Genomic DNA, 25349 nt, shown 5'->3' on the forward strand with positions numbered 1-25349 from the left:
ATGGCTTTGCGCCACGCCGTGCTGGCGGCGCTGCTGGACGAGGAGCTGAGCGGGTACCAACTGGCGAAGGCCTTCGACCTCGGCGTCGCGAACTTCTGGCACGCCCTCCCGCAGCAGCTCTACGCCGAGCTGACCCGGCTGGAGAAGGACGGGCTGATCGCGGGCCGGGAAGTGGTCCAGGACACCCGGCCCAACAAGCGCCTGTTCACCGTCACCGACGCCGGGCTCGCCGAGCTGGACCAGTTCACCGCCGCCGCCACCAGGCCCTCCTCCATCCGCGACGACCTCATCGTGATGGTCCAGGCCGCCGACCACGTGGACACCGCGACGCTCGTCGCGCAGCTCACCGAGCGCGCCGCCTTCGCCCGGGCCAAGGTCGACCTGTTCGCAGGCCTGCTGCGCACCATGCGCGGCGACCGCTCCGAAGAGGAGTTCCTGCGCTGCGGCGAGCGCATCGGCCCCTACCTGACCTGCCTGCGCGGTCTCGCCTTCGAGCGGGGCAACCGCGACTGGTGCGAGCGTACGATCGCGGTCCTGCGGGAGCGGGAGGCGGCCCGTGCCGCGCGCTGAGCACGCGTACCTGAGGTACGTGGCCCTGGGAGACAGCCAGACCGAGGGCCTCGGGGACGGCGACGACACCACCGGCCTGCGGGGGCTGGCCGACCGCTTCGCCGAGCACCTCGCGCTCCACAGCCCCGGCCTGCGGTACGCCAACCTGGCCGTCCGCGGCCGCCTCGCCGGGCAGGTCCGCGCCGAGCAGCTCGCACCGGCCCTCGCGCTGCGCCCGGACCTCGCGACCGTGGTCGCCGGGGTCAACGACATCCTCCGGCCGCGGTTCGACGCCGACGAGGTCGCCGGCCACCTGGAGGCGATGTTCGGCGCGCTCACCGCCCAGGGCGCCCGGGTCCTCACCATGACCTTCCCGGACCTCGCGCGGATCACCCCGCTCGCCCGGCCGCTCTCCCCGCGGGTGGGCGCCCTCAACGAACGGATCCGCGCGGCCGCCGCCCGACAGGGCGTGCTCGTCGTCGAGACGGGACACCATCCGGTGGTCACCGACCCCCGACTGTGGAGCGCGGACCGCCTGCACGCCGGCCCGCTCGGCCACGAGCGGATCGCCGCCTCGCTCGCGGACGCCCTCGGCCTGCCGGACAGCGACGACTCCTGGACGCACCCGCTCCCCCCGGACGGGGCGCCCCGGCCCGCGATCGCCGCCGAACTGCGCTGGGCCGCCGCGTTCCTGGGACCCTGGCTCGGCAGGCGCCTGCGCGGCCGCTCCTCCGGGGACGCCCGCACGGCCAAGCGCCCGGGGCTCCTGCCGGTGTTGCCGTGAGGGGTCAGGGGGTGGCCGCCGCCGCGATGCGGTGGCGCTGCAGCTTGCGCGCGTAGAGGAGGTGCGCGATCGCCTCGGCGGCCAGGAGGAACACCACCAGCCAGGGCGCGAGGTGGCCGGCGGCCCAGACCACGAGCAGCGGGACGCCGATGCCGGGAACGGCCCAGACGGCGACGGCGGCCGGCGAACGGCCGTAGCGCAGCGCGATGCCCGCGTGGGCCGCGTGGTACAGGGCCAGTCCGCCGGCCAGCACCCACACCGCACCGGTCGGCAGATGGGCGTGGTCGGCCTCCTCGACGGCGGTGGCCAGCCCGGCCGCCATGCACAGGACGCCCGCGGTGACGAAGAAGTGCAGGAAGCCGCCCACGTCGCGGGCGAGCAGATAGGCCCGTCGGTCGTCCGCCCTCGCGAGCATCAGCTCGGCCGAGGTCGAGCCGAAGTCGAAGTACGACCACCAGAGGGCGGCGAGGAGTACGAAACCCAGGACGCCGACCGCCCCGGCCCGCGGGGTCCAGACGTGGTCGGCCGAGGTCACCAGCGCGATCACGGACTCGCCGAGCACGATGATGACGAACAGGCCGACCCGCTCGACGATGTGCCCGGTGTCCAGCCGGGCGGGGAGCCCGCGGCCGCGGGCGCTGAGCAGCAGCGCCATCTCGGCGGCGATGAGCACCGCCCACACGACGTACTGCCAGGGTGCGGGCACCGCGGCGGAGGCGGCCCACAGCAGGCCCGAGGCCAGGCAGTAGCTGAGCGGGCGCCAGCGCGGGACGCGCAGGGGCTCGGGGTACCTGGTGGCCGGCCACCACAGCCCGAGCAGCACCAGCCGGGTGCCCGCGTATCCGAGGGCGTAGACGGAACCGCGGTCCGTGTCGGCCCCGGGTACGGCGCAGGCCATGACGGCGATGCAGAGCATGGCGGACAGCATGAGCAGCCGGCGGCGGGGCCTGTCGTCGGCGAAGAGGTTCGCCGAGACCATGAGGTTGATCCACAGCCACCAGGGCGGGAAGTAGAGCCCCAGGAACACGGCGAAGTCGCGGAGGCTCGGATCGCCGTGCAGCCCGTGCGAGAGCTGGGCGGCGAGCGCGACGAAGACGAGGTCGAAGAAGAGCTCGAGCCAGTCGGCGTGCCGCCCCTCCTGCGGATGGCCTGCGCCGTCCGCCTCCGCGCCCGCTCCTGGCTGTGGTGTGCCCATGGGTCCGCCCGGGTCCGTGCCGCCGCCCTCGCGGCCTGCTTCCCCGTATGACATCACGGCCTGGTCGAGCGCGGGTGACGCGGCACGGGCCCGCAGGTCCCGCCGGCGTCCGGCGGCGGAGGCCAGCAGCGCGCCGGTGGTGGCGAGGCACACGGCGAAGGCGTGGTCGGGTTGGTCGGCCGGCGCAAGGCGTCCCACTCGATCACCCCGACGCCGTACGCCTCCGGCACCCACGGCACCCGCGCGGTGATCGACATCCTCCCGTGGGTCTACGGCGAGACGCTGGACAAGCTCGACATCCGCGACGCGAAGGGCGGAGTGGTGCCCTCGCTGAAGCGGGTCGAGGTGCAGTTCCGCCGTGCAGAGCCGCCAGCACGAGACCGTCACGACGCTGCTGGAGAGGGCCGTCGAGGTCACGGGCGGAGGCCTGGGCGCGCGGATCCGCGCGGCCACCCGCTACCTGCCGCTGGTCGCCGAGTTGGACACCTCGTACGGCACCTCCCCGCGGCTGTACTACGGGTACGAGGGCAAATGCGTCCTGCGCCGCCACGGGCTGCTCGGCGTACCGGCGGAGCTGGACCTCTGCCCGGCCGCCCGAGGCCCGCTACCAGCTGACCGTCCCCACGCCCGAAGGGGTCGAGCTGGCCGGCATCACGACGTCCGACCCGCGGTGGGCCGTCGAACCGGTCCTCTGGTCGCCGCCCTGCCGGCGACCTCCGCCCTCTCGGTGGGAACCCCGGCGGTGTCCCTGTCGGGTCGCGGAGCCGCGCTCGGTCGCCGACTCCGCCCGTCGCGCGACGAGTTCGCTCATGGCCGAGTTCTGCGTCTCGCGGTCGGCGTGGACGGTCAGGGCGATGTCGGGGTGCGGGCGGTTCATCGACATCCGCCGGAAGTTCACCGTCGGCACCTCGCCGTCGCGCTGCTCGAGACGGCTCGATTCCCGGCACCGATGGATTCAAGCCATGTGCGGATGTGCCGAAAGGGCCGCCTCGACCGCGGCCTCGGCATGGATCCGTGCCGTGGGGAAGACTGCTACGGGGCTGTCCCCGGCACCGATGAGCAGCTCGATCTCGGTGCAGCCGAGGATGATCCCCTGGGCGCCGGCGGCCACGAGCTCCTCGATGACGTGCTGGTAGGCGGTGCGGGACTCCTCGCGGACGATGCCGAGGCACAGCTCCTCGTAGATCACCCGGTGCACGAGCGCCCGCCCCTCGGCGTCGGGGACGCGGACCTCCAGCCCGCTCGCCTCGAGTCGGCCGCGGTAGAACGCCTGCTCCATCGTGAACGCGGTGCCCAACAGGCCGACGCGCGTCAGCCCCGCCGCCTTCACGGCATCGGCGGTGGCGTCGGCGAGGTGCAGCAGCGGCACCGAGATGCCCGCCTGCACCCGGTCGGCGACCTTGTGCATGGTGTTGGTGCAGATGAGGACGAGATCGGCCCCGGCCGCTTCCAGCCGCTGGGCCGCCGCCGCCAGCACCTCGCCGGCCTCGGCCCACCGCCCTTCGGCCTGCAGCCGCTCGATCTCCGCGAAGTCCACGGAATACAGCACGCACCGGGCCGAATGCAGCCCTCCGAGCCGGTCGCGCGTGAGCTCGTTCAACAGCCGGTAGTACTCGGCGGTCGACTCCCAGCTCATTCCTCCGAGCAGTCCGATCGTTTTCATAAGGGTGGAAGGTAGCAGAGCTGATTTCCATAAGAATTGCTTTGATGCGTGAAAAGGAAGGACGGCGGCCGGGGCGTTGACCCCGGGCCGCCGTCGGGCGATCGGGTGCGTCAGTTCTGCTGTTCCAGGAACTGCACGCGGTCGCGGGTCCACTGACCGGAGGGCGCCGACCAGCCGCCCACCGAGTCGTTCAGCTTGCCGTCGGCCTTGGTGGTCCAGGTGTACGCCTTGACGCTGCCGTCGTCGTATCCGTAGAAGGCGCCGAAGTCGTCGCGGCCGTCACCGTTGTAGTCGCCGGTGACGCGCTTCATGTTGGGCGCGTAGTAGTTGCCCGCCGCGATGGCCCAGGCGCCCTTGGGGGTCTGGAACGTGCCGTCGGACGTCGGTGCGAAGGTGTGCGTTCCGTCGCTGCCGTCGCCGAAGTCGTATCGGTCCGCCATGTCGCTGCGGCCGTCCTTGGTGTAGTCGCGGCGGATGGAGCTGCCACTGGACCACAGGGACTGGCTGCGCGCGTTGAAGACCGTCAGGTCGCCGCTGTCGGCGAGGAGTGCGTATCCCTCGGGCGCGTTCGTCTTCGACTCCCAGAGCACGCTCGCGCCGTCGGCCTTGTAGACCACGAGGTTGCCGTCGCCGCGCATCACGGCCGTGGCCCCCGCGTTGCCGGCGGTCTTGGAGGACCACAGGGGCTGGCCGGCGCGGGAGGCGATGACGAGGTTGCCGTCGCTCTGCATCGTCAGCTTCGCCGCGTTCGAGGGCGGGGACTGGCCCGAGGCCAGGGCGGTGCCGGCCGGGATGCGGGAGCCGCCGGTGATGCCGTCGATGGTGAACGGAGCGGCGAAGGACACGTTGTCCGACGCCGGTGTCTTTCCGGCCCAGCCGACCACCGTGTTGTCGCTCTTGCGCGCCCACAGGTCGGCGAGGGCGTCACCCGTGAGGTCGCACACCGAGCCCACGGTCGGGTATCCGGCAGCGGTGACTCCGCTGCCGATCTTCACACGGCCGGCGGTGTCGCCCCAGGTGGTGGGGTCCACGTAGCCGTCGGGGCCCTTCTTGCCGTACGACCGGAAGACGTCCCCGTTCGCGTCGTCACGCAGCCAGAGGTCGGGCACGTTGTCGCCGTTGAGGTCGCCGGGGGCGATGATCTGTCCGGCGTTGTACCGGTGGTCGTCGCCGTTCCAGTCGTCGCCGTAGTCGCAGCCCGGGGTGGGGTCCTCGACGGGGCAGGCGACGGTGAGTTCGACGGTGCGGGCCTTGCCGGTGGTGGCGGGCCAGCCGTTCCTGCCGTCGGGGAACCGGGTGGAGCTGATGACCGGGGGCTTGCTGGGCCGGTTGCGGTCGACGGAGAACGTGCAGCTCTGGGACCACGGGGAAGTGGCGTTGTCCTGGTCGGCGGTGCGCACGCGCCAGGTGTAGTCGCCACCCGTGACACTGGCGTCGGGGATGCTCCAGGTGGTGACCTTGCCGTTGTTGGCGGGCAGGGTCTGGGTGGCCACCGGGGTGCTCTGGCCGGCCTTGAAGACCCGGTACTCGGCGTTCAGTTGCCATCACCGCTGTGACCTGCAGTTTTATGCCCCGCTTGCCCTAAGTGGTCGATATCTCCCACAAGATCCAACACTGGCCCGGGGTCTGCCTCGCCGGCCGGCGGCCGTCCATGCTTCCGCCGTCGGTGCCCGGGGGTCCGGGCGCCGGCGGCGGAAGGTCGTGGTCGTGGTTCGGGGGTTGGTCGCCCCCGCTGTCAGGACTCCGCGGATCCCTCCCGCATGACGTCTTGGAAGGCCGTCATACACGGCATGCAGTGGTGGTCCGTTTCTGCGTTGCCTCCCGGCTGGAGGGGGCGGCCGCACAGGGTGGCCCGGCGGTCACGGGCGACGACGTGCCATACGAGGCCAGGCCCTGTGGCCGCCTCACCGACCTGCATTTCATACATGAGAGTGCTCCATGTGGTGGACAGCTCTGTGTATCCACCAAAGCAGTGCATGGCGCCGAAAGCCTGACGGGTGAGCCGTCCGGGTGACATCGGCTCGCCGGATTCGGTCGCCTGTTCGACGTGCCGTGGCCTGGATGCCGGGATGCAAAGATACCCCGGACCAAATTGACGGCCGGGGTATTCGTCTGCGTATATTTGATGTTTCACGCCTTGAGGATGGGGGGGGGCGTGAAGAAGCTTTACGGGGACATCGTATCGGGTCGGGAGTGGAATTGTCAACCGTGGAATTCCGTAATGAGCAGCAATTCATCGACGCGCTCTATGCGCGCCTGGACGGCCTGCGCGACCAGGCCGAACTGGCCGTTCAGCAGGCATTGTCGGAAACGGGCGCCGGGTTTCAGGCGCGGCTGGAGCGGGACGTGGTCGTCGCCGAGCAGTCCGGTCTGCTTTCCGCGCTGAACGCCGGCGAGAACGGTCTGTGTTTCGGCCGTCTCGAGTTCTCCGACGGTCAGGACCACCACATCGGCCGGATCGGAATCAGGCAGGACGACACGGACCGCACGCCCCTCGTCCTCGACTGGCGGGCCGAGGTGGCACGCCCGTTCTACCTCGCCACGGGGCATTTCCCGATGGGCCTGCGCCGGCGCCGCCACATCACCACCCGCGGCCGTGAGGTCACGGCCCTGCACGACGAGATCCTCGACCTCGCCGACACCGAGCGCACCGGTCACGAGGGGGCCGACGCCGACGCCGTGCTGCTCGCCGCGCTCGACGCCGCCCGCACCGGCCGCATGCACGACATCGTCCAGACCATCCAGGCCGAGCAGGACCGCATCATCCGCTCGCCCCACCGAGGCGTACTGGTGGTGGAGGGCGGTCCGGGAACAGGGAAGACGGCGGTCGCCCTGCACCGGGCCGCCTTCCTCCTCTACGCCCACCGCGAGCTGCTCGCCAAGCGCGGCGTGCTGATCGTCGGACCCAACCCGGCGTTCCTCGGCTACATCGGCGAGGTCCTCCCCTCCCTCGGCGAGACCGGAGTCCTGCTCTCCACCCTCGGCGAGCTGTTCCCCGGCATCCGTGCGACCGGCACCGACCGGCCGGGCGCGGCCGCCGTGAAGGGCCGCGCCGGGATGGCCGACGTGCTCGCCCTCGTCGTACGCGACCGGCAGGCGCTGCCGGAGACCGTCCCCGCCGGCAGCGGCGAGGACAGCGCCGTGCTCCCGGAGCCGGCCCTGGAGATCGACCACGACGACTACGGCACCCTGCGGCTCGACCGGACCATGGCCCACGAGGCCCGCGACCGGGCCCGCGCCACCGGACTGCCGCACAACCTGGCCCGCCCGTACTTCGCCTTCCGCGTCATCGACTCCCTCACGCAGCAGCTCGCCGACCGGCTCGGGGCCGACCCGTACGGCGGCCCCAACCTGCTCGGCGCCGACGACATCGCGCAGCTCGGCAAGGAAATCGCGACCAGTGCCGAGGTGCACGCCGCGATCGACAGCCTCTGGCCGCCCCTCACGCCCCGGCAGCTCATCGCCGACTTTTTCGCCGAACCCACTCATCTCCCGGCCGACGAGGCCGAGTTGATCCGGCGTACGACGGAGGACTGGACACCCGCCGACATCCCGCTCCTCGACGAGGCCGCCGAGCTCCTCGGCTTCGACGACAGTGCGGAGCGCGCCGCCGAGGAGCGCGAACGACAGGAGCGCATCGCGTACGCGCAGGGCGTCCTGGACCTGTCGCAGGGCTCCGAGTCCTACGAATTCGAGGACATGGAGAACGAGTTCCTCGCCGCGCACGACATCATCGACGCCGAGCGGATGGCGCAGCGGCAGGAGGAGGCCGACCACCGCAGTGCGGCCGAGCGGGCGGCCGCCGACCGCACCTGGGCCTTCGGGCACGTCATCGTGGACGAGGCGCAGGAACTGTCCGAGATGGCCTGGCGGTTGCTGATGCGGCGCTGCCCGACCCGGTCCATGACGCTGGTGGGCGACCCGGCCCAGACCGGCGACGAGGCCGGCTGCGGATCGTGGAAGCGGATCCTGGACCCGTACGTCGGTGACCGCTTCGAGCTGGTCCGCCTCGGCGTCAACTACCGTACGCCCGCCGAGATCATGGACCTCGCGGCCGCCGTGCTCCGGGCCCGCCACCCCGGATTCGAGCCGCCGAGCTCGGTGAGGTCCACAGGGCGGCGGCCCTGGGTGCGGGAGACGGACGACCTCCCCGGCGCGGTCGCGGACGCGGTGCGCGAAGGCGCTCCGGCCGAGGTGCGGGGCGGCCGGCTGGCGGTGATCGCGCCGCGCCCGCTGCACGGGGCGCTGGCGGCCGCGCTGCCCGGCGTACGGGCGGGGGAGGAGCCGGACCTCACCCGGCCGGTCGTCCTGCTGGACCCGCGCCAGGCCAAGGGGCTGGAGTTCGACTCGGTGATCGTCGTGGAACCCGCGGACCACGAGCCGAGCGACCTGTACGTCGCCCTGACCCGGGCCACGCAGACCCTCGGGGTGCTGCACACGGGCCGGCTGCCGGAGGGGCTGGCCGAGCGGCGGTAGGCGGAGCGGTGGAGGGGGCGGGGTGCGTCAGGCCGCGGCCGGTGCGAGGAGTTCCAGCGGCTCCGACGGCTCCAGGGGCTCCGGGCGCCGGCGGCGGTCCGTGAGATCCAGCCCCGCCAGCCGCTCCAGGCCCGCCCGGCTCTCCTCGTCGACCGGCACCATCGTCACGAGGCGCGGGCCCGCCGCCGGCCCGAGCCACAGGTTGGTGTGCTCCAGGTGCAGCAGGCCGACGTGTGCGTTGCGGACGTACTTGGTCTTGGCGCCCAGGCCGAGCACCTCGTGCCGTGCCCACAGCTCGCGGAACTCCGGCGACCGGGCCTCCAGCCGCGCCAGCAGGGCCTTCCAGGCCGGCTCGGCGAGGTGTTCCGCCATCGCCGCCCGGAACTTGGCCACGATCGTGCGGTTCACCTCGGCGACGTCGGCCATCGAGGCCCGCCAGTCCGCGTTGGTGAACGCCAGCCACAGGCAGTTGCGGTCCTCGGGCGGCAGCGCGTCCAGGTCGCACAGCAGCCGTCCGTAGGCGGAGTTGTAGGCGAGGATGTCGTACCGGCTGTTCTGGATGCAGGCCGGGATCGGCCCGAGCTGGTCGAGCATCGCCCGCAGTGCCGGGGTCACGCTCGGACACGGCGCGTGCGGGGCCGGATCGAGGCTGCCGGCCAGCGCGAACAGGTGCGTGCGCTCGCTGGCGTCCAGCAGCAGTGCGCGCGCCAGGGCGTCCAGGACCTGTGGGGACACCTGGATCTCGCGGGCTTGTTCCAGCCAGGTGTACCAGGTGACGCCGACGGCGGAGAGCTGGGCGACCTCCTCGCGGCGCAGCCCCGGGGTGCGCCGGCGGCGGCCGCGCGGCAGCCCCACCTGCTCGGGGGTGATCCGCTCCCGGCGGCTGCGCAGGAATTCGGCGAGCTCGTGCCGGCGTACGTCGCTGTCGGGGGCAACAGTGGTCATGCAACCAGGGTGCCGCACCGCTCATCCCGTTGCCAGGTATTCCTTGTACCAGGATAAGAAGACTCTGGTACCAGGCTGAGCGAGAGGTGATCGTTTCCGTTGTGAGCGAAGCAACCGTACGCACCACCCGTCCCTCCCCCTCCGCCCCGGCGGGCCGCCCGGCCTCCGGCCCGGCCCCGGCCGCACCTCCCGGGCCCGCCCCGGCGGCGATGGGCCCGCTCGGGCTGTTCACCGTGCTGCTCGGCGCGGCCCTGCCCCTGATCGACTTCTTCATCGTCAACGTGGCGCTGCCCGCCATCGACAGCGACCTCGCGGCCGGACCCGCCACGCTGGAGCTGATCGTCGGCGGCTACGGCGTCGCGTACGCCGTGCTCCTCGTCCTCGGCGGCCGCCTCGGCGACACGGCCGGACGGCGCCGGCTCTTCCTGATCGGCATGGCCGCCTTCGGCGTCACCTCGCTGCTCTGCGGGCTGGCGCCCACCGCCTGGACCCTGGTCGGGGCGCGGGTGGCGCAGGGCGCCGCGGCCGCGCTGATGCTGCCGCAGGTCCTCGCCACCATCCAGGCGACCACCCAGGGACCGCGCCGGGCCCGGGCGATGAGCCTGTACGGGGCCACCGCCGGGCTGTCGATGGTCGCCGGGCAGATCCTGGGCGGCGTCCTGGTCGCCGCCGACATCGCCGGCTTCGGCTGGCGCTCGGTGTTCCTGGTCAACGTGCCGGTGGTGGTCCTCGGGCTGGTGCTCGCCACCCGTGCCGTGCCGGAGACCCGCTCGGACCGGCCGGCCTCGGTCGACGTACCGGGGACGCTGCTGCTCGCCCTGTCCCTCGTGTCCCTGCTGCTGCCGCTGACCGAGGGTCGGGCCGCCGGCTGGCCGCTGTGGACCTGGGTCTCGCTCGCCGTCTTCCCGTTCGCCGCCACGGCCTTCTACCGGACCGAGCGCCGCGCCGACCGGCTCGGCCGCACCCCGCTGGTGCCGCCGAGCCTGCTGCGACTGCAGTCGCTGCGGCGGGGCCTGACCCTGCTGGTGCCGTTCTCGATCGGCTTCAGCGGTTTCATGTTCGTCATCGCGGTGGTCCTGCAGCAGGGGCTGCGGATGGGTCCGGTGGAGGCGGGGCTCGCGCTCGTGCCGATGGCCGTGGCCTTCTTCGCGGCCTCGCTCGCCGGACCGCGACTGGTCGGCCGGTTCGGCAGCCGCGTCGTCACGGCGGGCGGCGTCCTCCAGGCCGTCGGCGTCACCCTGCTCATCCTCGAAGTGCTGCGCGGCTGGCCGGACCTCGGGCTGATCTCCCTCGCCCCGGGCGTCGCCGTCGCCGGCCTCGGTCAGGGACTCCAACTGCCCGTCCTGATGCGGCTGATGCTGTCCGACGTGCCGGCCGACCGGGCGGGCGTGGGCGGCGGGGTCATGATCACCACGCAGCAGTCGGCGCTGGCCCTCGGCGTCGCCACCCTCGGCAGCCTGTTCCTCGCCCTCGTCCCGTCGGCGGGCATGCGGGACGCACTCGCCGTCACCCTGCTGGTGCAGCTGGGCATGATCGCCCTGACGGCGCTCCTGAGCCTGCGCCTGCCGCGGGTGGTGCGGTGACCATCGCCCCGTGACCATCGCCCCGTGACCTTCGCCCGTGACCTTCGCCCCGTGACCTTCGCCCCGGCCCGGCCTCCCCGGGGTCCCGCCCCCTCCGGGAGGGCGGGTTCGGCGGGTGGTGCGGAGCCCGGCACCCCGAGCAGGGCGGGGTGTCACGAAGCGCGTCGACTCCCGTACAGTCCGTGATGCCGGCGCTCCGTCAGGGGCCGGGTACAGCGGCCGAACAGGAGAAGATCCGTGGCGACCGAAGCCGGCTTCGATCCCCGTCCGCCCGCCGCCCGTACGGGGCGGCCGGTCCCCGAGCTGGATCCCGCCCTCGTGGAGCGGTGGCGCTCCGACGGCGGCGAACTGGTGGATCTGCTGGCCCTGGTGCGCGAACGGCTCGGCGGGGTCGCGGCGTTCCGCCTCGGCCCGAGCCCCACGGTCCTGGTCACGGACCCCGGGGCGGTCCGGCACGTGCTGGCCCTGCACCCCGACCGGTACGTCAAACGATCCCACCGTGCACGCCTGTTGATCGGCGACGGTGTACTCGCCGCCACCGGCGAGGCCTGGAAGAGCCAAAGGCGGCTGCTGCAGTCCCAGTTCACCGGCACCGGCATGCGCCGCTACGAGCGGCGCATCGCGGAGGCCGCCCGGGTCACCGCCGAACGCTGGTCCGCTTGCGCCCGCACGGGTCAGCCGCTCGACATCGGCCTGGAGATGCGCCGATTCGCCCTGGACACCATCTGGCGCTCCCTCACCGGACATCCCCTCGACGACGGAACCGAGCGCGAACTGGGCTCAGTGGCCGCCGTGGTCGCCGCGATGCCGACCCTGCCGGCCGGCACCGCCGACGCCCGGGACGCCGTCGCCGCCGACCTCGCCAGGATCGACGGCGTCGCGCACCGTGCCATCGCGGCCGCCCGCACCGGCGGGGCCGGGCCCGACGGTCCGGGCCTCCTGCACCTCCTGATCGGCGTGTCCGGCGAACGCCCCGAGTACACCGACGGGCTGATCCGCGACGAGCTGATCACGCTGCTCGTCGCCGGCCACGAGACCACCGCCACCACCCTGACCTGGCTGTACCTGCTGCTCGACCGGCACCCCGCGGCCCGCGACGAGGCCCTCGCGGCGGGCGCCCCGGGCTCGGCGGAACGCCGCCGAGCCGTCCAGGCCCTGGTGTACGAGACGCTCCGGCTCTACCCGTCGGCGTGGATCCTGCCCCGGTACGCCGCCGAGGCCGACTTCATGACCGGTTACGCCGTGGAAGCGGGCTCCGACGTGGTGGTCTGCCCGTACCTCACGCACCGCGACCCCGAACTGTGGCCGGACCCCGATCGGTTCGACCCCCGGCGCTTCACCACCCCGGACGGCCGCCCCACCCACCCCGGCGCCTACCTCCCCTTCGGCATCGGCCCCCGCGCCTGCCTGGGCCTCCAGTTCGCCCTCCGCGAGGCGACCGTCCTCCTCGAACACCTGCTGCCGGTCCACGTCCCGGCCTTCCACTCCGTCCCGGCGAAGGCCGCGTACAGCATCACCGTCCGCCCCGACGGCCCCACCCCTGCGACGCTGCGGTGAGTGATCGGCTCCGCGAAGTCGATCGAGGTGTTCGACGGCGGGCCCGGTCGTTCGGGCTTCCTTGTCAGTGAGACTGGTCGCCCTTCGGCCCGATGCCCTTGATCCCGGCCGGAGTTCCGTCCGGGGCGAACGAGTGGTGGAAGGTGAAGGCGTGCGGAGCGGAGCCGTGGTCGTGGAGGTGCTCCAGCCTGGAAACCCCGTCCGGCCACGTGGGTATCACCCCGTCGGGGACCCACCAGAACACGTAATTGGGGTGCCCTGTCCTCTCGAACCAGTCGTAGCGCCTGTTCAGCGCCTCCCGGTGCATACCGGTGTAGACGGCGTCGAGGGCGGGGCGCAGATCGGTCCAGAGGGAGAGGGTCGTGGCCAGGGCGGTGGTCTCCACCGTACGGCCCTTGCCGTACCAGGCCGGTACGGCGAACTCTCCCCATGCGCCCCAGTCCGCCTCGAAGAGCATGCCGCGATCACCGCCTGCCGTTTCGGCACGCCCGAGGTACCCGGGGTACTGGCTGATCCTCCGGTAGACGGCCTCGCCGATGTCGTAGAACTCGCGCGTGAGCGGTGCGGGATCGGCGAGAGGTGACTTCAAGACGCCGAACGTGTAAAGCGCAAGATGGGGCACGCGTCTCTCCCTGATTGCCTGAAGGAATTCCTGCGCGACCGTGGCGATCGCCGAGGACCAGGTGAAGTTAGCCGCCTCCGCGGCCCATGTCGAAGTTGCGCTTTCCCTGTCCGACTGCCCTCCTGGACCCCGTCCGCACTCCGGTCCGGCCAGGCTCGACGGGCGCACCGCTGATCACCGCGAAGAGTGTGCCGGGGCCGCCCGGGTCTGGTGTGAAGCAGTGAATCGGTGCTTCAATCCTTCCGTGCCCTACCGTCGCCCGCCCTCCGTACAGGCCCGCCTCGACGCCCGGCGGGACCGGGTGCTCGAAGCCGCCGTCCACCTGCTCTCCCGGGAGGGGTACGGCGGCTGCTCGGTCGCGGCCATCGCCGCCGAGGCCGGGATCTCCACCGGCAGCGTGTACCAGTCGTTCTCCGGGAAGTCCGAGCTGGCCGCCGCGCTCTTCCGCACGCTGGTGGCCCGGGAGCTGGAGGCCGTGGCCGCCGCGACGGAGCGCCCGGGCGGGGCCGCGCAGCGGGTGGCCGCCGCAGTCGAGACCTTCGCGTACCGGGCGCTGCAGGCGCCGCGCCGGGCCTTCGCCCTGCTGGCGGAGCCGGCCGACCCCGCCGTCGACGCCGAACGGCTCCTCTTCCGGCGGGCGTTCCGCGACGTCTACGCCGGACAGATCGCGGCGGGCGTGGCCTGCGGAGAACTCCCCGCGCAATCACCCGAGTTGACTGCCGCCGCGCTCGTCGGCGCGATCGCCGAAGCGCTCGTCGGGCCGCTGGCCGACGGGGACGCGGCCCCGGGGGACGTCATCCCCGGCCTGATCGCCTTCACCCTGCGTGCCCTTGGAGGACACGATGCCGCAGACGCATGAGGTCACCAACCAGGTGCCCCCGCACCACGGTTACGACGGGGCCGCCGACCCGGCCCTGCTGGAGGCGGTCGCCCGGGAGGGCGCCGCGTGGGCGATACCCGAGCTGCACCGGCTCGGCGCCCTCGCCGGCTCCGAACAGGCCGCGGAATGGGGCCGCGTGGTCAACGAGAACCCGCCGGTGCTGCGCACCCACGACCGCTACGGCCACCGGATCGACGAGGTGGAGTTCCACCCGTACTGGCACGAGCTGATGGGCACCGCCGTCTCCCACGGGCTGCACGCCGCGCCCTGGGCCGACGACCGGGCCGGGGCGCACGTCGCGCGGGCCGCGAAGTTCCTCGTCTGGGGCCAGGTCGAGGCGGGCCACTCCTGCCCGGTGTCCATGACGTACGCCGCCGTACCCGCCCTCCGCGCGACCCCGGAGCTCGCCGCGTGGCTGGAGCCGCTGCTCGCCTCCCGCACGTACGACTACGGGCTGCGCCGACCGGACACCAAGCAGGGCCTGATCGCGGGCATGTCGATGACCGAGAAGCAGGGCGGTTCCGACGTACGGGCCAACACCACCAGTGCCGTCCCGGCCCCGGACGGCACCTACCGGCTGACCGGGCACAAGTGGTTCACCTCCGCGCCCATGTCGGACGTGTTCCTGACGCTGGCTCAGGCGCCGGGCGGGCTCTCCTGCTTCCTGCTGCCGCGGGTGCTGCCCGACGGCACCAGGAACCGGCTGCTGCTCCAGCGCCTCAAGGACAAGCTCGGCAACCGCTCCAACGCCTCCGCCGAGATCGAGTACGACGAGGCCTTCGGCTGGCTGGTGGGGGAGGAGGGGCGCGGCGTCGCGACCATCATCGAGATGGTCAACATGACCCGGCTCGACTGCGTGCTCGGCGGGGCGTCCGGCATGCGGCTCGGCACCATCCGCGCCGTCCACCACGCCACGCACCGGCGGGCGTTCGGCAAGGCGCTCATCGACCAGCCCCTGATGCGCAACGTCCTCGCCGACCTCGCGCTCGAATCCGAGGCGGCGACCGCCGTCGCCCTGCGCCTCGCCGGCGCCACGGACCGGGTGTCCCGGGGCAGCCAGGACGAGGCCCTGTTGCGCCGGCTGGGGCTGGCGGTCACCAAGTACTGGGTCTGCAAGCGCGCCCCCGGGCATGCCGCCGAAGCCCTCGAATGCCTGGGCGGCAACGGCTACATCGAGGACTCCGGCATGCCGCGCCTCTACCGGGAGGCCCCGCTGTCGTCGATCTGGGAGGGTTCCGGCAACGTCGCGGCCCTGGACTCGCTGCGGGCGATGGCCCGGCAGCCGGAGACCGTCGAGGCGTTCTTCGAGGAGGTCGGGCGGGCTTCGGGCGCCGACCGGCACCTGGACGCGGCGGTGGCCGGGCTGCACAAGCAGCTGGCCGACCCGGCCGAGGCCGAGTACCGGGCCCGGCAGCTCACCGAGACGATGGCCCTGGCCTTCCAGGCATCGCTGCTGCTGCGCCACGCCCCGGGCGCGGTGGCGGAGGCCTTCTGCGCTTCCCGCCTGGGCGGCGAACACGGCGGCGCGTACGGGACGCTCCCGACGGGCGTGGATACGGAGACCATTCTGGCCCGGGTGCGGACGGCGGACGCCCCGAGCCCCTGACGCAGGCGCTCCGGCGGGCGCTGCCGCGCGGTCCGCGGGCCTGCCGGGCGAGCAGGCCCCGCCGACGGCCGGTCCGCGGGCCTGCCGGAGCGGATCCGCCAGCCCGCCGCGGTCCTGCCACGGCCGGTCCGCTCCGAGCGGGTCCGGGAGCCCGCCGCGGTCCTGCCGGGGGCCGGTCGACCGGCCCCGCCATGGCCGGTGCGTGGCTCCGCGACGGCCGGTCCGCGGGCCGGCCGTTGGGCCCACCGGAGCGGGTCCGCAGCCTCGCCGCTCCGGTCCGCAGCCCCGCCGCGGTCGGTTCCGCGGCCTTCCGGCTCCCGGCTCGGGGGCATGAGCCGGGGCGCTCGGTCGGGGATCGCTCGCGGGCCGCCCCGCAGTCGCTTCGCCGCCTCGGGGCTGCCGGTCCGCAGGGGGCCGGAGCCGGGGGCTCCGGCCCCGTGCGCGACCCGGCTGCAGCGGCTCCGCACGTCGTGCGCGGCCCTGCTGCGGTGGGTCCGCCGCCCGGTCGCCGCCCGGTCCGGCGGTCGTTCGCGGCCGCGCCGCTCGCCGGTCAGGCCTGGCGGCGCCGGGTGCGCAGGGCCACGTACCCGGTGAGCCCGCCCAGCGCGACGCACAGCGGCGAATAGAGCCGCAGGTCCCAGTGGCGGAACTCGGCCGGCTTGGACCACAGCCCGAGCCCGGAGCCCGCCAGTCCGCCGAACCCGCGTGCCGCCATCGCTCCCGACACCGCCCACAGCCCGGCCCGTACCGGCCGGGACCGCCCGAACCGGCTCTCCGGCCGGGCCCCGGTCGCCACCAGCCCGGCCGCGACGCCCAGCGCGCCAGCCACCGCGAGCGTCAGCGGCCCGGACGGCAGCTGCTCCTCCTCCACCCCGACCACCACGGCCGCGAACTCGGCCCGCGAGTCCAGCGGCCACGGGGAGAACACCCACACCGCGTGCAGTGCGCCCGCGGCGAGCAACCCTCCGGCCGCCGCCATCGCCGCACCCCGCACCCCGGCTCCCGTGTGCTCCGCACCGGTCCGCCTTGTCATGGCGCTCATGCCGGCACCCCTCTCCCCAGTTCCGTACAGCTCTGTATGGATGTTCCGTACAGTACTGTACGGAACATGGCCAAGGGGAGAGTGACCAAGGAGGAGTGGACGGCGGCGGCGCTGCGCGCGCTGGCCCGGGGTGGTCTCGCGGCGGTGGCGGTGGACGTGCTCGCCCGCGAACTCGCGGTCTCCCGCGGCAGTTTCTACTGGCACTTCGAGAACCGGGAGGCCCTGCTCGTGGCCGCCCTGGAGACGTGGGAGCGGCGCGCCACCGCGGAGGTCGTCACCGCCGTCCGGGAGGAGGGCGATCCGTGGGCGCGGGCGCGGATGCTGTTCGCCGTCGCGCTGGGCTCCGAGGAGATCGCCGGGCTGGAGCCGGCGCTCGTCGCGCACACCGCCCACCCCGCGGTCGCCGAGGTCGTCGCCCGGGTCACCCGGAGCCGGCTCGACTTCCTCGCGGAGATCTTCGGCGGGCTGGGCTTCGGCCCGCAGGAGGCCCGCCATCGCGCCCTGGCCGGGTACGCCGCCTACCTGGGCTGGCTGGAACTGCGCAGGACCGCCCCCGATACGGCCCCCGAGGTGCTGCCGGAGGACCCGGACGCGCAGCCGGCGCTGGACCACCTCGTCGGCATGATCCTGACGCCCCCGTCCCCGCCGGGCCCGTAGGGGACCCGGGCCCGTCCCGGGGGTGCGGGGGCGGGGCGGGGAATCCCGGCGCGCCGGCGGGCCCGTCGGCCCGTGCCGGTCACGCCGGAGGCGGCCGGCGCGCACCGGTGCCGACACCACCGCGACGGGCGGACGCCTCCGTGACGGGGCCAACCCGATGGGCGGGCGCCACCACGACGGGCGTGCCATCCCTCAGGGAGTGTCCTGCGGCGGCGCCGTGATGCGGCGTACGGCCTCGACCACCGCCGCACGGTGCCGGGCCAGCCGTTCGGGCGTCCAGCCGGTGCCCGCGCCGCCCGCGGCCGGCCCGCCCACAGCGCCGAACCAGGCCTGGGACAGGCCCAACACGAGCGTGAGGATGTCGGCGGGGTCCAGCGCGGCGTCGATGCGCCCCGTCCGCTGGGCCTCCACCACCACCGCGATCTTTCCGCGGTAGGACGCCCCCTCCGCGTCCGTGGCGCCCGGCCGCTCCAGCTGCTTCCACACCACGAGCCGCATCAGGGCCGGATGCGCGACGAGGTGGTCGAAGACGGCGCCCGCGTACCCCGGCAGGTCGTCGGCGTCGAACGGGACGGACTCCGAACCGGTCTCCAGCGCCCGCTGGAGCACGGCGTCGAAGAGCTGCTCCTTGTTGCCGTAGTAGACGTAGATGAGCCGTTTGTTCGCCTGCGCGGCCTCGGCGATGCGGTCGACCCGCGCGCCGGCGATGCCGTACGCGGCGAATTCGGAGAAGGCCGCGTCGAGCAGGCGTGCCTTGGTCGCGCTGGAATCCCGTGCCATGGGCGCAGCCTAGCAAGTAACTATCTGGTTATTGACATGTGGCGCGAGGCGGATGCATAGTCGAACTATCCAGTTAGTTACTTGCAGAGGAGAGCAGCACCATGGAGATTCGCGCACTGGGCGGACAGGGTCTTGAGGTCGGCGCCGAAGGCCTCGGCCTCATGGGCATGAGCGCCCACTACGGAGCCACCGACGAGACCGAGTCCCTGGCCACCATCGACCGCGCCCTGGAGCTGGGCGTCACGCTCCTCGACACCGCCGAGGGGTACGGCCCCTTCCTGAACGAACGGCTCCTCGGCAAGGCGCTCGCCGGCCGCCGCGACGCCGCCGTCTTCGCCACGAAGACGGGCGTGGAGTTCACCGACGAGGGCGCCTTCCGCGGCCACAACGGGACCCCCGAGTACATCCGCCGCTCGGCCGACCGCTCCCTGCGCCACCTCGGCACGGACCACATCGACCTGTACTACCTGCACCGCGTCGACCCGAACGTCCCGATCGAGGAGAGCGTCGGGGCCATGGCCGAACTGGTCGCCGCGGGCAAGGTCCGCCACATCGGCCTGTGCGAGGCCGCGCCCGCCACCATCGCCCGCGCCCACGCCGTGCACCCGCTGGCCGCCGTACAGACCGAGTACAGCCTCTTCGAGCGCGGCATCGAGTACGACGGGGTCCTCGACACCCTGCGCGAACTCGGCATCGGGCTCGTCGCGTACTCGCCGCTCGGCCGGGGCTTCCTGTCGGGCGCGATCACCAGCCCGGACGATTTCGCGGCGGACGACTTCCGCCGTACGGACCCCCGCTTCCTGGGCGAGAACTTCGACCGCAACCTGGCCGTGGTCGACCAGGTCCGCCGCCTCGCCGCGGAGAAGGGCGTCACCCCCTCGCAGCTGGCCCTGGCCTGGACCCTGCGCCAGGGCGCCGTGCCGATCCCGGGCACGAAGCGCCGCCGGTACCTGGAGGAGAACGTCGCCGCCACCGCGGTGACGATCACCGACGCGGACCTGGCCGCCATCGAGGCGGTGGCTCCGCACGGGGTCGTCTCGGGCGACCGCTACGCCCCGGAGCTGATGAAGTCCCTGAACGGCTGACGCGTGCGGCCGCGGCGGGCGGCCGGGTGCCGCCGGTGGGTGCACCGGCGGCACCCGGCAGGGGCCTTCACCCGAGGGGTCCGGCGGGGTGAGGCGCCGAGACGGTTCCCGATCGCCCCGGCGGCGCGGCGTCCAGGCACAGTTCCTCCCGGAACGCGCCCGACGATCCGGACCCCGCACGGGAGGCCTTGGGCCGGACCCGTCGGCACGGCCACGGCCGGGACGCCCGCGAAGCCGGTCGCGGTGCACAGGCGCCACCCGCCGCTACGTGCTCGCGGCCCGGCCCGGCCCGTCACGCGATTCGCGTACGGCCCGCGGGTCGTGCGGATCGGTCCCGGCGAGCACCTCGTACGCCGGCCGCAGGCCGCCCACCGCCCGCGCCGCAGGCCCTCCCGTGACGGGCATCCGTGACGCCGTGCCGGGGCCGTCCGGGCCGAGGACGCGGAGGTCCGCCGAGTCCGAGCGCCACCCAACCCGTTGCGACGGCCACCGCGTCGCCCCCGCTGCCGCTGCCGCTGCCGCTGCCGCCGCCGGGGGCCGGTCGCGGTCCCACGGGTTGACGCTGCCGCCGAACAGCTCGCTGCCGGTGCGCATCCCGGCCCGGACCGGGGTGGCCACGGTGGCGCGTCCGATCGGCACGGCTCCCGCCGCGCGCAGCCGGGCCGTCGCCGGACGCACTCCGGGTGACGGTCGTCGCGGATGCGGGGAACCGCCCGGCGCGCCGTGGCCGTGGTGCACGCTTCGCGCTCTAATGTCGCCGCATGGCTGACATGTTCGATCACAATCCGCAGGTGTGGACCGCTGGACGGCTCCGCGAGGTGCTGGCAGCGCTGCCCGACGAGACCCCGATCCACATCGGCGTCGCGGACGGCCCCGGGGACTTCGAGGGCTACGGGGAGTACGTCCTCGTGGACGCCGAGCCCGTCGAGGTGGACGTCGACGGCGACGGCGAGGGCGACCACGACGGCGAACCCGGTCATCGCGTCCAGTTCACGCTGTTCGCCGACGCCGCGGCCGGGGCCTACCACCTCGACCTGGACTGACCTCCCCGGTCGGCCGGAACATCCGGAACATCCGGGTCGGCCGGACCGCGCGGGTCGTCCGGATCGGCCCTGAGGAACTCGCAGACCAGGCGGTTCGTCTCCGCGGGCGCCGCCGTGGGCAGCGCGTAGTGGGTGAGCCGCGGGAGCCTCTCGATCCGGGCGTGCGGTACGGCCTCGCGGACGCGGGCCGCGACCTTCTCCGGATCGTGGGCGCCGCTGCGGCCCGCGAGCAGGACCAGCAGCGGGGCCTTCAGCGCCCGGGCGTCCGGTCGGCGGCCGACGATCAGCTTCCGGTCCGCGAAGTCGGAGGCCGCCAACGCGAACAGCCGCTTCCAGTCCGCATCGGTGTCCGTTCCCGCCGCCTCCCGGTCGACGTACGCGAGTACGCGGGACATCCGCGGGCACGCCAGCACGGGCAGCGAGCGCAGCAGGAATCCGGGGCGGAAGCCCGCGAAGCACCGGGTCGGGTCGAGGAGCACCAGCCGGTCGACCCGCCCGGCCGCCCGCAGGGCGTACGTCAGGGCGATCCAGGCGCCGTACGAATGCCCCAGCAGGTGGGCGCACCGGAGGCCGAGCCCGTCGAGGAGCGCGTCCAGCCAGCCCATCAGGTCGGCGGTGGTGCGCAGCGGGCGGCCGGCACGGACACTGCGGCCGGCGTCGCCGAGGACGTCGACGGCGAGCACCCGGTGGTGGGCGCCGAGCGCAGCGGCGTTGGCGTACCAGACGGCGCCCGTGGAGCCGCCGCCGTGCAGGAGCAGTACCGCAGGGGCTCCGGCCGGCCCGTACGCGTGGACGCGGGTCGTTCCGTACGGGGTCGGGACATCGATCTCGGCGGTGCCGGCCGGCCAGCGCGCGAGCAGCGCCTCGTAGGCGGCGAAGAACTCTGGCGATGCGGGTGTGGATGCGGATGCGGATGCGGTCACGACGGCCCCCGGATATCGTCTCGTTGACCGATTATCTCGTTCGGCGAGAGAATAGTCGAGTGAGCGATGACGACACCCCCGCCATGCGGCTGGTCCACCTCCTGCGCGCGGTCACGGTGGAACTCCACCTGCGCGGCGCCGAGTTCGCGGCGCGCAGCGGTCTGCATCCGACCGATCTGAGGGCCCTGATCAGGCTGCTCGACGCCGACCGGGCGGGGGAGGTGGTCACCCCGGGGCGGCTCGGCGAGGCCCTGCGGCTCAACTCGGCGGGCACCACCGCGCTCCTCGACCGGCTGGAACGGCTGGGCCTGGTCCGCCGCAGCCGCGACGAGCGGGACCGGCGCCGGATCCTGCTCGTGGTGGAGCCGAAGGCCGTCGAGCTGGGCTGGTCCTTCTTCGGTCCGCTGATCGGTGGCCTGGTCGACGCCGCCCAGGAGTTCACGCCCGGTGAACTGGACGTCGTACGGCGCTACTTGACCGCGGCCCTGGACGCCGCCGACCCCGTCGGCAAAGGCGGGTAGGGTCGCCCGGCCGGAACGCGATGGCCCGGCGCGGGCGTGCGGTGCGAGACTCGCGCCGTGGAAACGATCATCAAGGACATGGCGGAGCGCCTGACCCGGGTACCCGGTGTGGTGGGCGTGATGCTCGGCGGCAGCCGGGCGCGCGGAGAACACCGGCCCGGATCGGACTGGGACCTCGGCGTCTACTACCGAGGCGCCCTCGACCTCGACGCGCTGCGCACGCTGGCCGGGCCCGGAGTGGACGTGGCCGCGCCCGGCGGCTGGGGCCCCTGGGTCAACGGCGGCGCGTGGCTGCGGGTCGAGGGGACCGCCGTGGACTGGATCCTGCGGGATCTGGACCGGGTCGGGCAGGTGTGGGAGCAGTGCCGTGAAGGCCGGTACGAGATCGGCGTACAGGCCGGGCACCCGCTCGGGTTCTGGTCGCCCTGCTACGCGGGCGAGGTGGCGCTCGGGCAGGTGCTCGCCGATCCGACGGGCGAGCTGGCGGACCTCCGGCGGCGGACCGCCGACTACCCCGAACCGCTGCGGGATGCGCTGACGGCGGCTGCCTGGGAGGCGGAGTTCCTGGTCGAGGGAGCGGCGAAGGGCGCGGCCCGGGGGGACGCCCTGTACGTATCGCTGTGCCTGTCCCGGGCGGTGGGCGTGCTGGTGCAGGCGCTGTTCGCCGCGGACCGCCGCTGGTGCCTCAACGAGAAGGGCGCGCTGGCCGTCGCCGAGGCACTGCCCGGCGCACCCGCCGACTTCGGGCGTCGCGTCCGCGGCCTGCTGGGTGCGCCCGGCACGACCGCCGAGGAGCTGACGACCACCGTCGCGCAGGCCCGCACCCTGATCGCGCAAGCCCGCGAAGGCCTCTGACCACCGCTGCGGGGTGCGCTCGCCTCCGGCGCGGACCGAGGCGGCACGGGGCGAACCGCTCGCCGCGCCGGCCCGCCCGGCGGACGGGCCGCCGCTCGTCTGCCTGCCCGGCGGGCCGATGCGGGACTCCGCCTACCTCGGCGAGCTCGGAGGACTCTCCGCGCACCGGCAGCTGATCATGCTCGATCTCCGGGGCACGGGCCGCTCGGAGCTGCCCGCCGACACCGGCTCCTACCGCTGCGACCGCCAGGTCGAGGACGCCGAGGCACTGCGCGCGCACCTGGGTCTCGACCGGATCGACCTGCTCGGACACTCGGCCGGCGCGAACCTGGCCGTCCTGTACGCCGGCCGCCACCCGGAGCGCGTCGGCAAGCTCGTCCTGCTCACCCCGAGCGTCATGGCCGCCGGCATCACGATCACCGGCGAGGCCCGGCTCGAGACCGCCCGCGTGCGCCGGAGCGAGCCCTGGTACCCGGACGCGTACGCCGCCCTGGAAGCCGTCGCGGCCGGCCGGGGCACCGCCGGCAGCCGGCAGGCGATCGCCCCCTTTCCTCCACGGCCGCTGGGACGACGCGGCCCGCGCCTACGACGCCGCCGACGAGGCCCAGAAGAACGCCGAGGCGGCGGCCGCCTACGCCGGCGAAGGCGCCTTCGACCCCGACACCACCCGCAAGGCACTCGCGGGGCTCGGCGCCCCGTGCTCGTCCTCGCGGGCGGGTTCGACGTATCACTGCCGCAGTCCGCCGCGGCCGAGTACGCCGCCCCGTTCCCGCACGGCCGGCTCCTCGCCCAGCCCGGAGCCGGCCACGCCCCGTGGCTCGACGACCCCGAGCGGTCCATCGCGGCGACCACGGAATTCCTGGCCACGGCTCAGGGCGGGAACCCGGCGTAACCTGGTCTGACCGTCGTGTCCGCCTGTGACCAGGGAGGCGGCGTATGACCGACCCGTACGGGTTCCTCCGGACCCCCCGGAACCCCGTGCCTTCGCGCCCCGCGGACCAGCGGCTCGGCGACTGGCGCGAGGTGCACGCCGGGCAGACGCTGCTGCCCCTGGTGTCCGAGCAGGCGAACCGCTGCATGGACTGCGGAGTCCCCTTCTGCCACGGCGGCTGTCCGCTCGGCAACCTCATCCCCGAGTGGAACGCCTACGCCGCGCACGGCGACTGGCGGGCCGCGTCCGAGCGGCTGCACGCCACCAACAACTTCCCCGAGTTCACCGGCCGGCTCTGCCCGGCCCCCTGCGAGGACTCCTGCGTACTGGCGATCAACGCCGACCCCGTGACCATCAAGAACGTCGAACAGACCATCGCCGACCAGGCCTGGGCCCTCGGCTACGCCCCGCCGGCGCCGCCCGGCCGGCTCAGCGGGCAGACCGTCGCCGTCATCGGCTCCGGCCCGGCCGGGCTCGCCACGGCCCAGCAGCTGACCCGGGCCGGGCACACGGTCGTCGTCTACGAGAGGGCCGACCGCATCGGCGGCCTGCTCCGCTACGGCATCCCCGCCTTCAAGATGGAGAAGACCCACCTGGACCGGCGGATCGCCCAGATGCGGGCCGAGGGCACCGTGTTCCGTACGGACGCCGACATCGGCGGCCGCGTGGACGCGGCCGAACTGCGCCGCCGCCATGACGCGGTCGTCGTCGCCGTCGGGGCCGAGGAGCGCCGGGAACTGGCCGCGCCGGGCCGTGAACTGCATGGCATCCACCAGGCCATGGACTACCTGACCTGCGCCAACCGGGTCGGCGAGGGCGACTGCGCGGAGCCCGCGCTCACCGCCGAGGGTCGGCACGTGGTGATCGTCGGCGGCGGGGACACGGGCTCGGACTGTCTGGGCACCGCCCTGCGCCAGGGCGCGCTCTCCGTGGTGCAGCTCGACATCCGCCCCGAGCCCGGCCCCGACCGGCCCGAGGGAGAACCGTGGCCGCTGGTGCACCCGCAGGTGTACCGGATCTCCCACGCCCACGAGGAGGCACGCGGGCGGCACGGCACCGATCCGCGCCTCTTCTCCAGCGCGACCGTGCACTTCGAGGGCGATGCGGACGGCCGGGTACGGGCCCTGCACCTGACGGCGGTGGAGGCCGTGGGGCGCAGGCCCATGCCCGGCACCGAGCGGGTCATCGAGGCCGGGCTGGTCCTGCTGGCGCTCGGCTTCTCCGGACCCGATCGGGCCTGCCGGCTCGGCGAACAGCTCGGGCTCACCCGGGACGACCGGGGCAACTTCGCCCGGGACGCGGACTACGCGGCCCTCGGCGCGCCCGGCCGATCCGGCGCGTCCGACATGACCGGAGCGTCCGCGCCACCGGCGGGCCGTCCCGCGAAGGCCGAGGCGCCGCCCTGGGCCGAGGCCCCGACGGCGCCACCGGCCTGGGGTAGGCCCGGGGAGCAGCGGCCCTCCCGCCGCCGCCCCGACGGGGTCTTCGTGGCGGGCGACGCCGGGCGCGGCCAGTCCCTGGTGGTGTGGGCCATAGCGGAAGGCCGGGCGACGGCAGCGGCCGTGGACCGCTACCTCACCGGTTCCACGGCGCTGCCCGCTCCCGTGGGCGCCCACGACCGCCCGCTGTCGGCCTGACCGGCCCCCGCCGGA

Annotated in this window: 23 protein-coding genes and 1 pseudogene; 14 read left to right on the forward strand and 10 right to left on the reverse strand. The window is 73.9% G+C overall.

Annotated features, from left to right (window positions below; translation table 11 throughout):
- Positions 1 to 570, forward strand: coding sequence for a PadR family transcriptional regulator (locus K7B10_RS35215; protein WP_229342948.1), 570 nt, complete (start codon positions 1 to 3; stop codon positions 568 to 570).
- Positions 557 to 1333, forward strand: coding sequence for an SGNH/GDSL hydrolase family protein (locus K7B10_RS35220; protein ID WP_229342950.1), 777 nt, complete (start codon positions 557 to 559; stop codon positions 1331 to 1333). Before K7B10_RS35215 ends, K7B10_RS35220 begins: the two co-directional genes overlap by 14 nt.
- 4 nt (positions 1334 to 1337) lie before the next feature.
- Here K7B10_RS35220 and K7B10_RS35225 read toward each other — a convergent pair whose 3' ends face one another.
- From K7B10_RS35225 to K7B10_RS35240, 4 genes are all read right to left on the reverse strand, one after another.
- A complete protein-coding gene (locus tag K7B10_RS35225) occupies positions 1338 to 2726 on the reverse strand; it encodes a low temperature requirement protein A (protein ID WP_229342952.1) in 1389 nt (462 codons plus the stop codon).
- 406 nt (positions 2727 to 3132) lie between these two features.
- Positions 3133 to 3426 (reverse strand): hypothetical protein, encoded by a 294-nt coding sequence (locus tag K7B10_RS35230; RefSeq protein ID WP_229342955.1) that lies wholly within the window; start codon positions 3424 to 3426, stop codon positions 3133 to 3135.
- Between the two features lie 57 nt (positions 3427 to 3483).
- Positions 3484 to 4191 (reverse strand): aspartate/glutamate racemase family protein, encoded by a 708-nt coding sequence (locus K7B10_RS35235; RefSeq protein WP_229342956.1) that lies wholly within the window; start codon positions 4189 to 4191, stop codon positions 3484 to 3486.
- A 110-nt stretch (positions 4192 to 4301) separates the two neighbouring features.
- Entirely contained in the window at positions 4302 to 5684 is a 1383-nt protein-coding gene (locus K7B10_RS35240; protein ID WP_229342958.1) for a bulb-type lectin domain-containing protein, read from the reverse strand.
- A gap of 706 nt (positions 5685 to 6390) precedes the next feature.
- Between K7B10_RS35240 and K7B10_RS35245 the strand changes: the two genes are divergently transcribed.
- Positions 6391 to 8667: a HelD family protein gene (locus tag K7B10_RS35245; protein ID WP_229342960.1), complete on the forward strand. Its 2277-nt coding sequence runs from the start codon at positions 6391 to 6393 to the stop codon at positions 8665 to 8667.
- A gap of 27 nt (positions 8668 to 8694) precedes the next feature.
- Here the strand turns inward: K7B10_RS35245 and K7B10_RS35250 are convergent, their stop codons facing one another.
- Positions 8695 to 9612 carry an MmyB family transcriptional regulator gene (locus K7B10_RS35250; protein ID WP_229342962.1) on the reverse strand — a complete coding sequence of 306 codons (918 nt, stop codon included), beginning with the start codon at positions 9610 to 9612 and terminating at the stop codon, positions 8695 to 8697.
- A 209-nt stretch (positions 9613 to 9821) separates the two neighbouring features.
- On the opposite strand from K7B10_RS35250, the gene K7B10_RS35255 reads away from it, so the two are divergent.
- Together K7B10_RS35255 and K7B10_RS35260 are read left to right on the forward strand one after the other, a co-directional pair.
- Positions 9822 to 11195 (forward strand): MFS transporter, encoded by a 1374-nt coding sequence (locus K7B10_RS35255; protein ID WP_229345666.1) that lies wholly within the window; start codon positions 9822 to 9824, stop codon positions 11193 to 11195.
- Positions 11196 to 11432: 237 nt separating this feature from the next.
- On the forward strand, positions 11433 to 12752 hold the full coding sequence (locus tag K7B10_RS35260) for a cytochrome P450 (protein ID WP_229342964.1): 1320 nt from the start codon (positions 11433 to 11435) through the stop codon (positions 12750 to 12752).
- Between the two features lie 64 nt (positions 12753 to 12816).
- Here the strand turns inward: K7B10_RS35260 and K7B10_RS35265 are convergent, their stop codons facing one another.
- Positions 12817 to 13374, reverse strand: a complete 558-nt coding sequence (locus tag K7B10_RS35265; protein ID WP_229342966.1) for a DUF3291 domain-containing protein — start codon at positions 13372 to 13374, stop codon at positions 12817 to 12819.
- Positions 13375 to 13618: 244 nt separating this feature from the next.
- On the opposite strand from K7B10_RS35265, the gene K7B10_RS35270 reads away from it, so the two are divergent.
- Both K7B10_RS35270 and K7B10_RS35275 read left to right on the forward strand, forming a co-directional pair.
- The gene (locus K7B10_RS35270; RefSeq protein ID WP_229342967.1) at positions 13619 to 14233 is read left to right on the forward strand and encodes a TetR/AcrR family transcriptional regulator; all 615 of its coding nucleotides are present in this window, start codon (positions 13619 to 13621) and stop codon (positions 14231 to 14233) included.
- Complete coding sequence (locus tag K7B10_RS35275) at positions 14217 to 15860, forward strand: isovaleryl-CoA dehydrogenase (RefSeq protein WP_229342969.1); 1644 nt, start codon at positions 14217 to 14219, stop codon at positions 15858 to 15860. The genes K7B10_RS35270 and K7B10_RS35275 overlap by 17 nt, the downstream gene beginning before the upstream one ends.
- Positions 15861 to 16410: 550 nt before the next feature.
- Here the strand turns inward: K7B10_RS35275 and K7B10_RS35280 are convergent.
- On the reverse strand, positions 16411 to 16902 hold the full coding sequence (locus K7B10_RS35280) for a DUF3995 domain-containing protein (RefSeq protein WP_229342971.1): 492 nt from the start codon (positions 16900 to 16902) through the stop codon (positions 16411 to 16413).
- A 66-nt stretch (positions 16903 to 16968) separates the two neighbouring features.
- On the opposite strand from K7B10_RS35280, the gene K7B10_RS35285 reads away from it, so the two are divergent.
- A complete protein-coding gene (locus K7B10_RS35285) occupies positions 16969 to 17559 on the forward strand; it encodes a TetR/AcrR family transcriptional regulator (protein ID WP_229342973.1) in 591 nt (196 codons plus the stop codon).
- 192 nt (positions 17560 to 17751) lie between these two features.
- On the opposite strand, the gene K7B10_RS35290 is transcribed toward K7B10_RS35285, so the two are convergent.
- Positions 17752 to 18339, reverse strand: a complete 588-nt coding sequence (locus K7B10_RS35290; RefSeq protein WP_229342975.1) for a TetR/AcrR family transcriptional regulator — start codon at positions 18337 to 18339, stop codon at positions 17752 to 17754.
- A 101-nt stretch (positions 18340 to 18440) separates the two neighbouring features.
- Between K7B10_RS35290 and K7B10_RS35295 the strand changes: the two genes are divergently transcribed.
- Complete coding sequence (locus tag K7B10_RS35295) at positions 18441 to 19424, forward strand: aldo/keto reductase (protein WP_229342977.1); 984 nt, start codon at positions 18441 to 18443, stop codon at positions 19422 to 19424.
- Between the two features lie 306 nt (positions 19425 to 19730).
- On the opposite strand, the pseudogene K7B10_RS35300 reads toward K7B10_RS35295, so the two are convergent.
- Positions 19731 to 20087 (reverse strand): annotated as a pseudogene (locus K7B10_RS35300) (amidase family protein); the annotation flags it as partial.
- 98 nt (positions 20088 to 20185) lie between these two features.
- Here K7B10_RS35300 and K7B10_RS35305 point away from each other — a divergent pair.
- Positions 20186 to 20467, forward strand: coding sequence for a DUF6225 family protein (locus K7B10_RS35305; protein ID WP_229342979.1), 282 nt, complete (start codon positions 20186 to 20188; stop codon positions 20465 to 20467).
- Here the strand turns inward: K7B10_RS35305 and K7B10_RS35310 are convergent.
- On the reverse strand, positions 20446 to 21390 hold the full coding sequence (locus K7B10_RS35310; protein ID WP_229342981.1) for an alpha/beta fold hydrolase: 945 nt from the start codon (positions 21388 to 21390) through the stop codon (positions 20446 to 20448). The two genes, K7B10_RS35305 and K7B10_RS35310, sit on opposite strands and share 22 nt — an antisense overlap.
- Positions 21391 to 21449: 59 nt before the next feature.
- Here K7B10_RS35310 and K7B10_RS35315 point away from each other — a divergent pair, with 59 nt between their 5' ends.
- From K7B10_RS35315 to K7B10_RS35330, 4 genes are all read left to right on the forward strand, one after another.
- Positions 21450 to 21911, forward strand: coding sequence for a MarR family winged helix-turn-helix transcriptional regulator (locus K7B10_RS35315; RefSeq protein ID WP_229342983.1), 462 nt, complete (start codon positions 21450 to 21452; stop codon positions 21909 to 21911).
- Between the two features lie 78 nt (positions 21912 to 21989).
- The gene (locus tag K7B10_RS35320) at positions 21990 to 22766 is read left to right on the forward strand and encodes a DUF4037 domain-containing protein (protein WP_229345668.1); all 777 of its coding nucleotides are present in this window, start codon (positions 21990 to 21992) and stop codon (positions 22764 to 22766) included.
- 13 nt (positions 22767 to 22779) lie between these two features.
- Positions 22780 to 23658, forward strand: coding sequence for an alpha/beta fold hydrolase (locus K7B10_RS35325; RefSeq protein ID WP_229342985.1), 879 nt, complete (start codon positions 22780 to 22782; stop codon positions 23656 to 23658).
- 44 nt (positions 23659 to 23702) lie between these two features.
- The gene (locus tag K7B10_RS35330) at positions 23703 to 25334 is read left to right on the forward strand and encodes a glutamate synthase subunit beta (RefSeq protein ID WP_229342987.1); all 1632 of its coding nucleotides are present in this window, start codon (positions 23703 to 23705) and stop codon (positions 25332 to 25334) included.
- Positions 25335 to 25349: the final 15 nt, after the last annotated feature.

It is taken from the genome of Streptomyces flavotricini (assembly GCF_020639365.1).
Taxonomy (GTDB): domain Bacteria; phylum Actinomycetota; class Actinomycetes; order Streptomycetales; family Streptomycetaceae; genus Streptomyces; species Streptomyces flavotricini.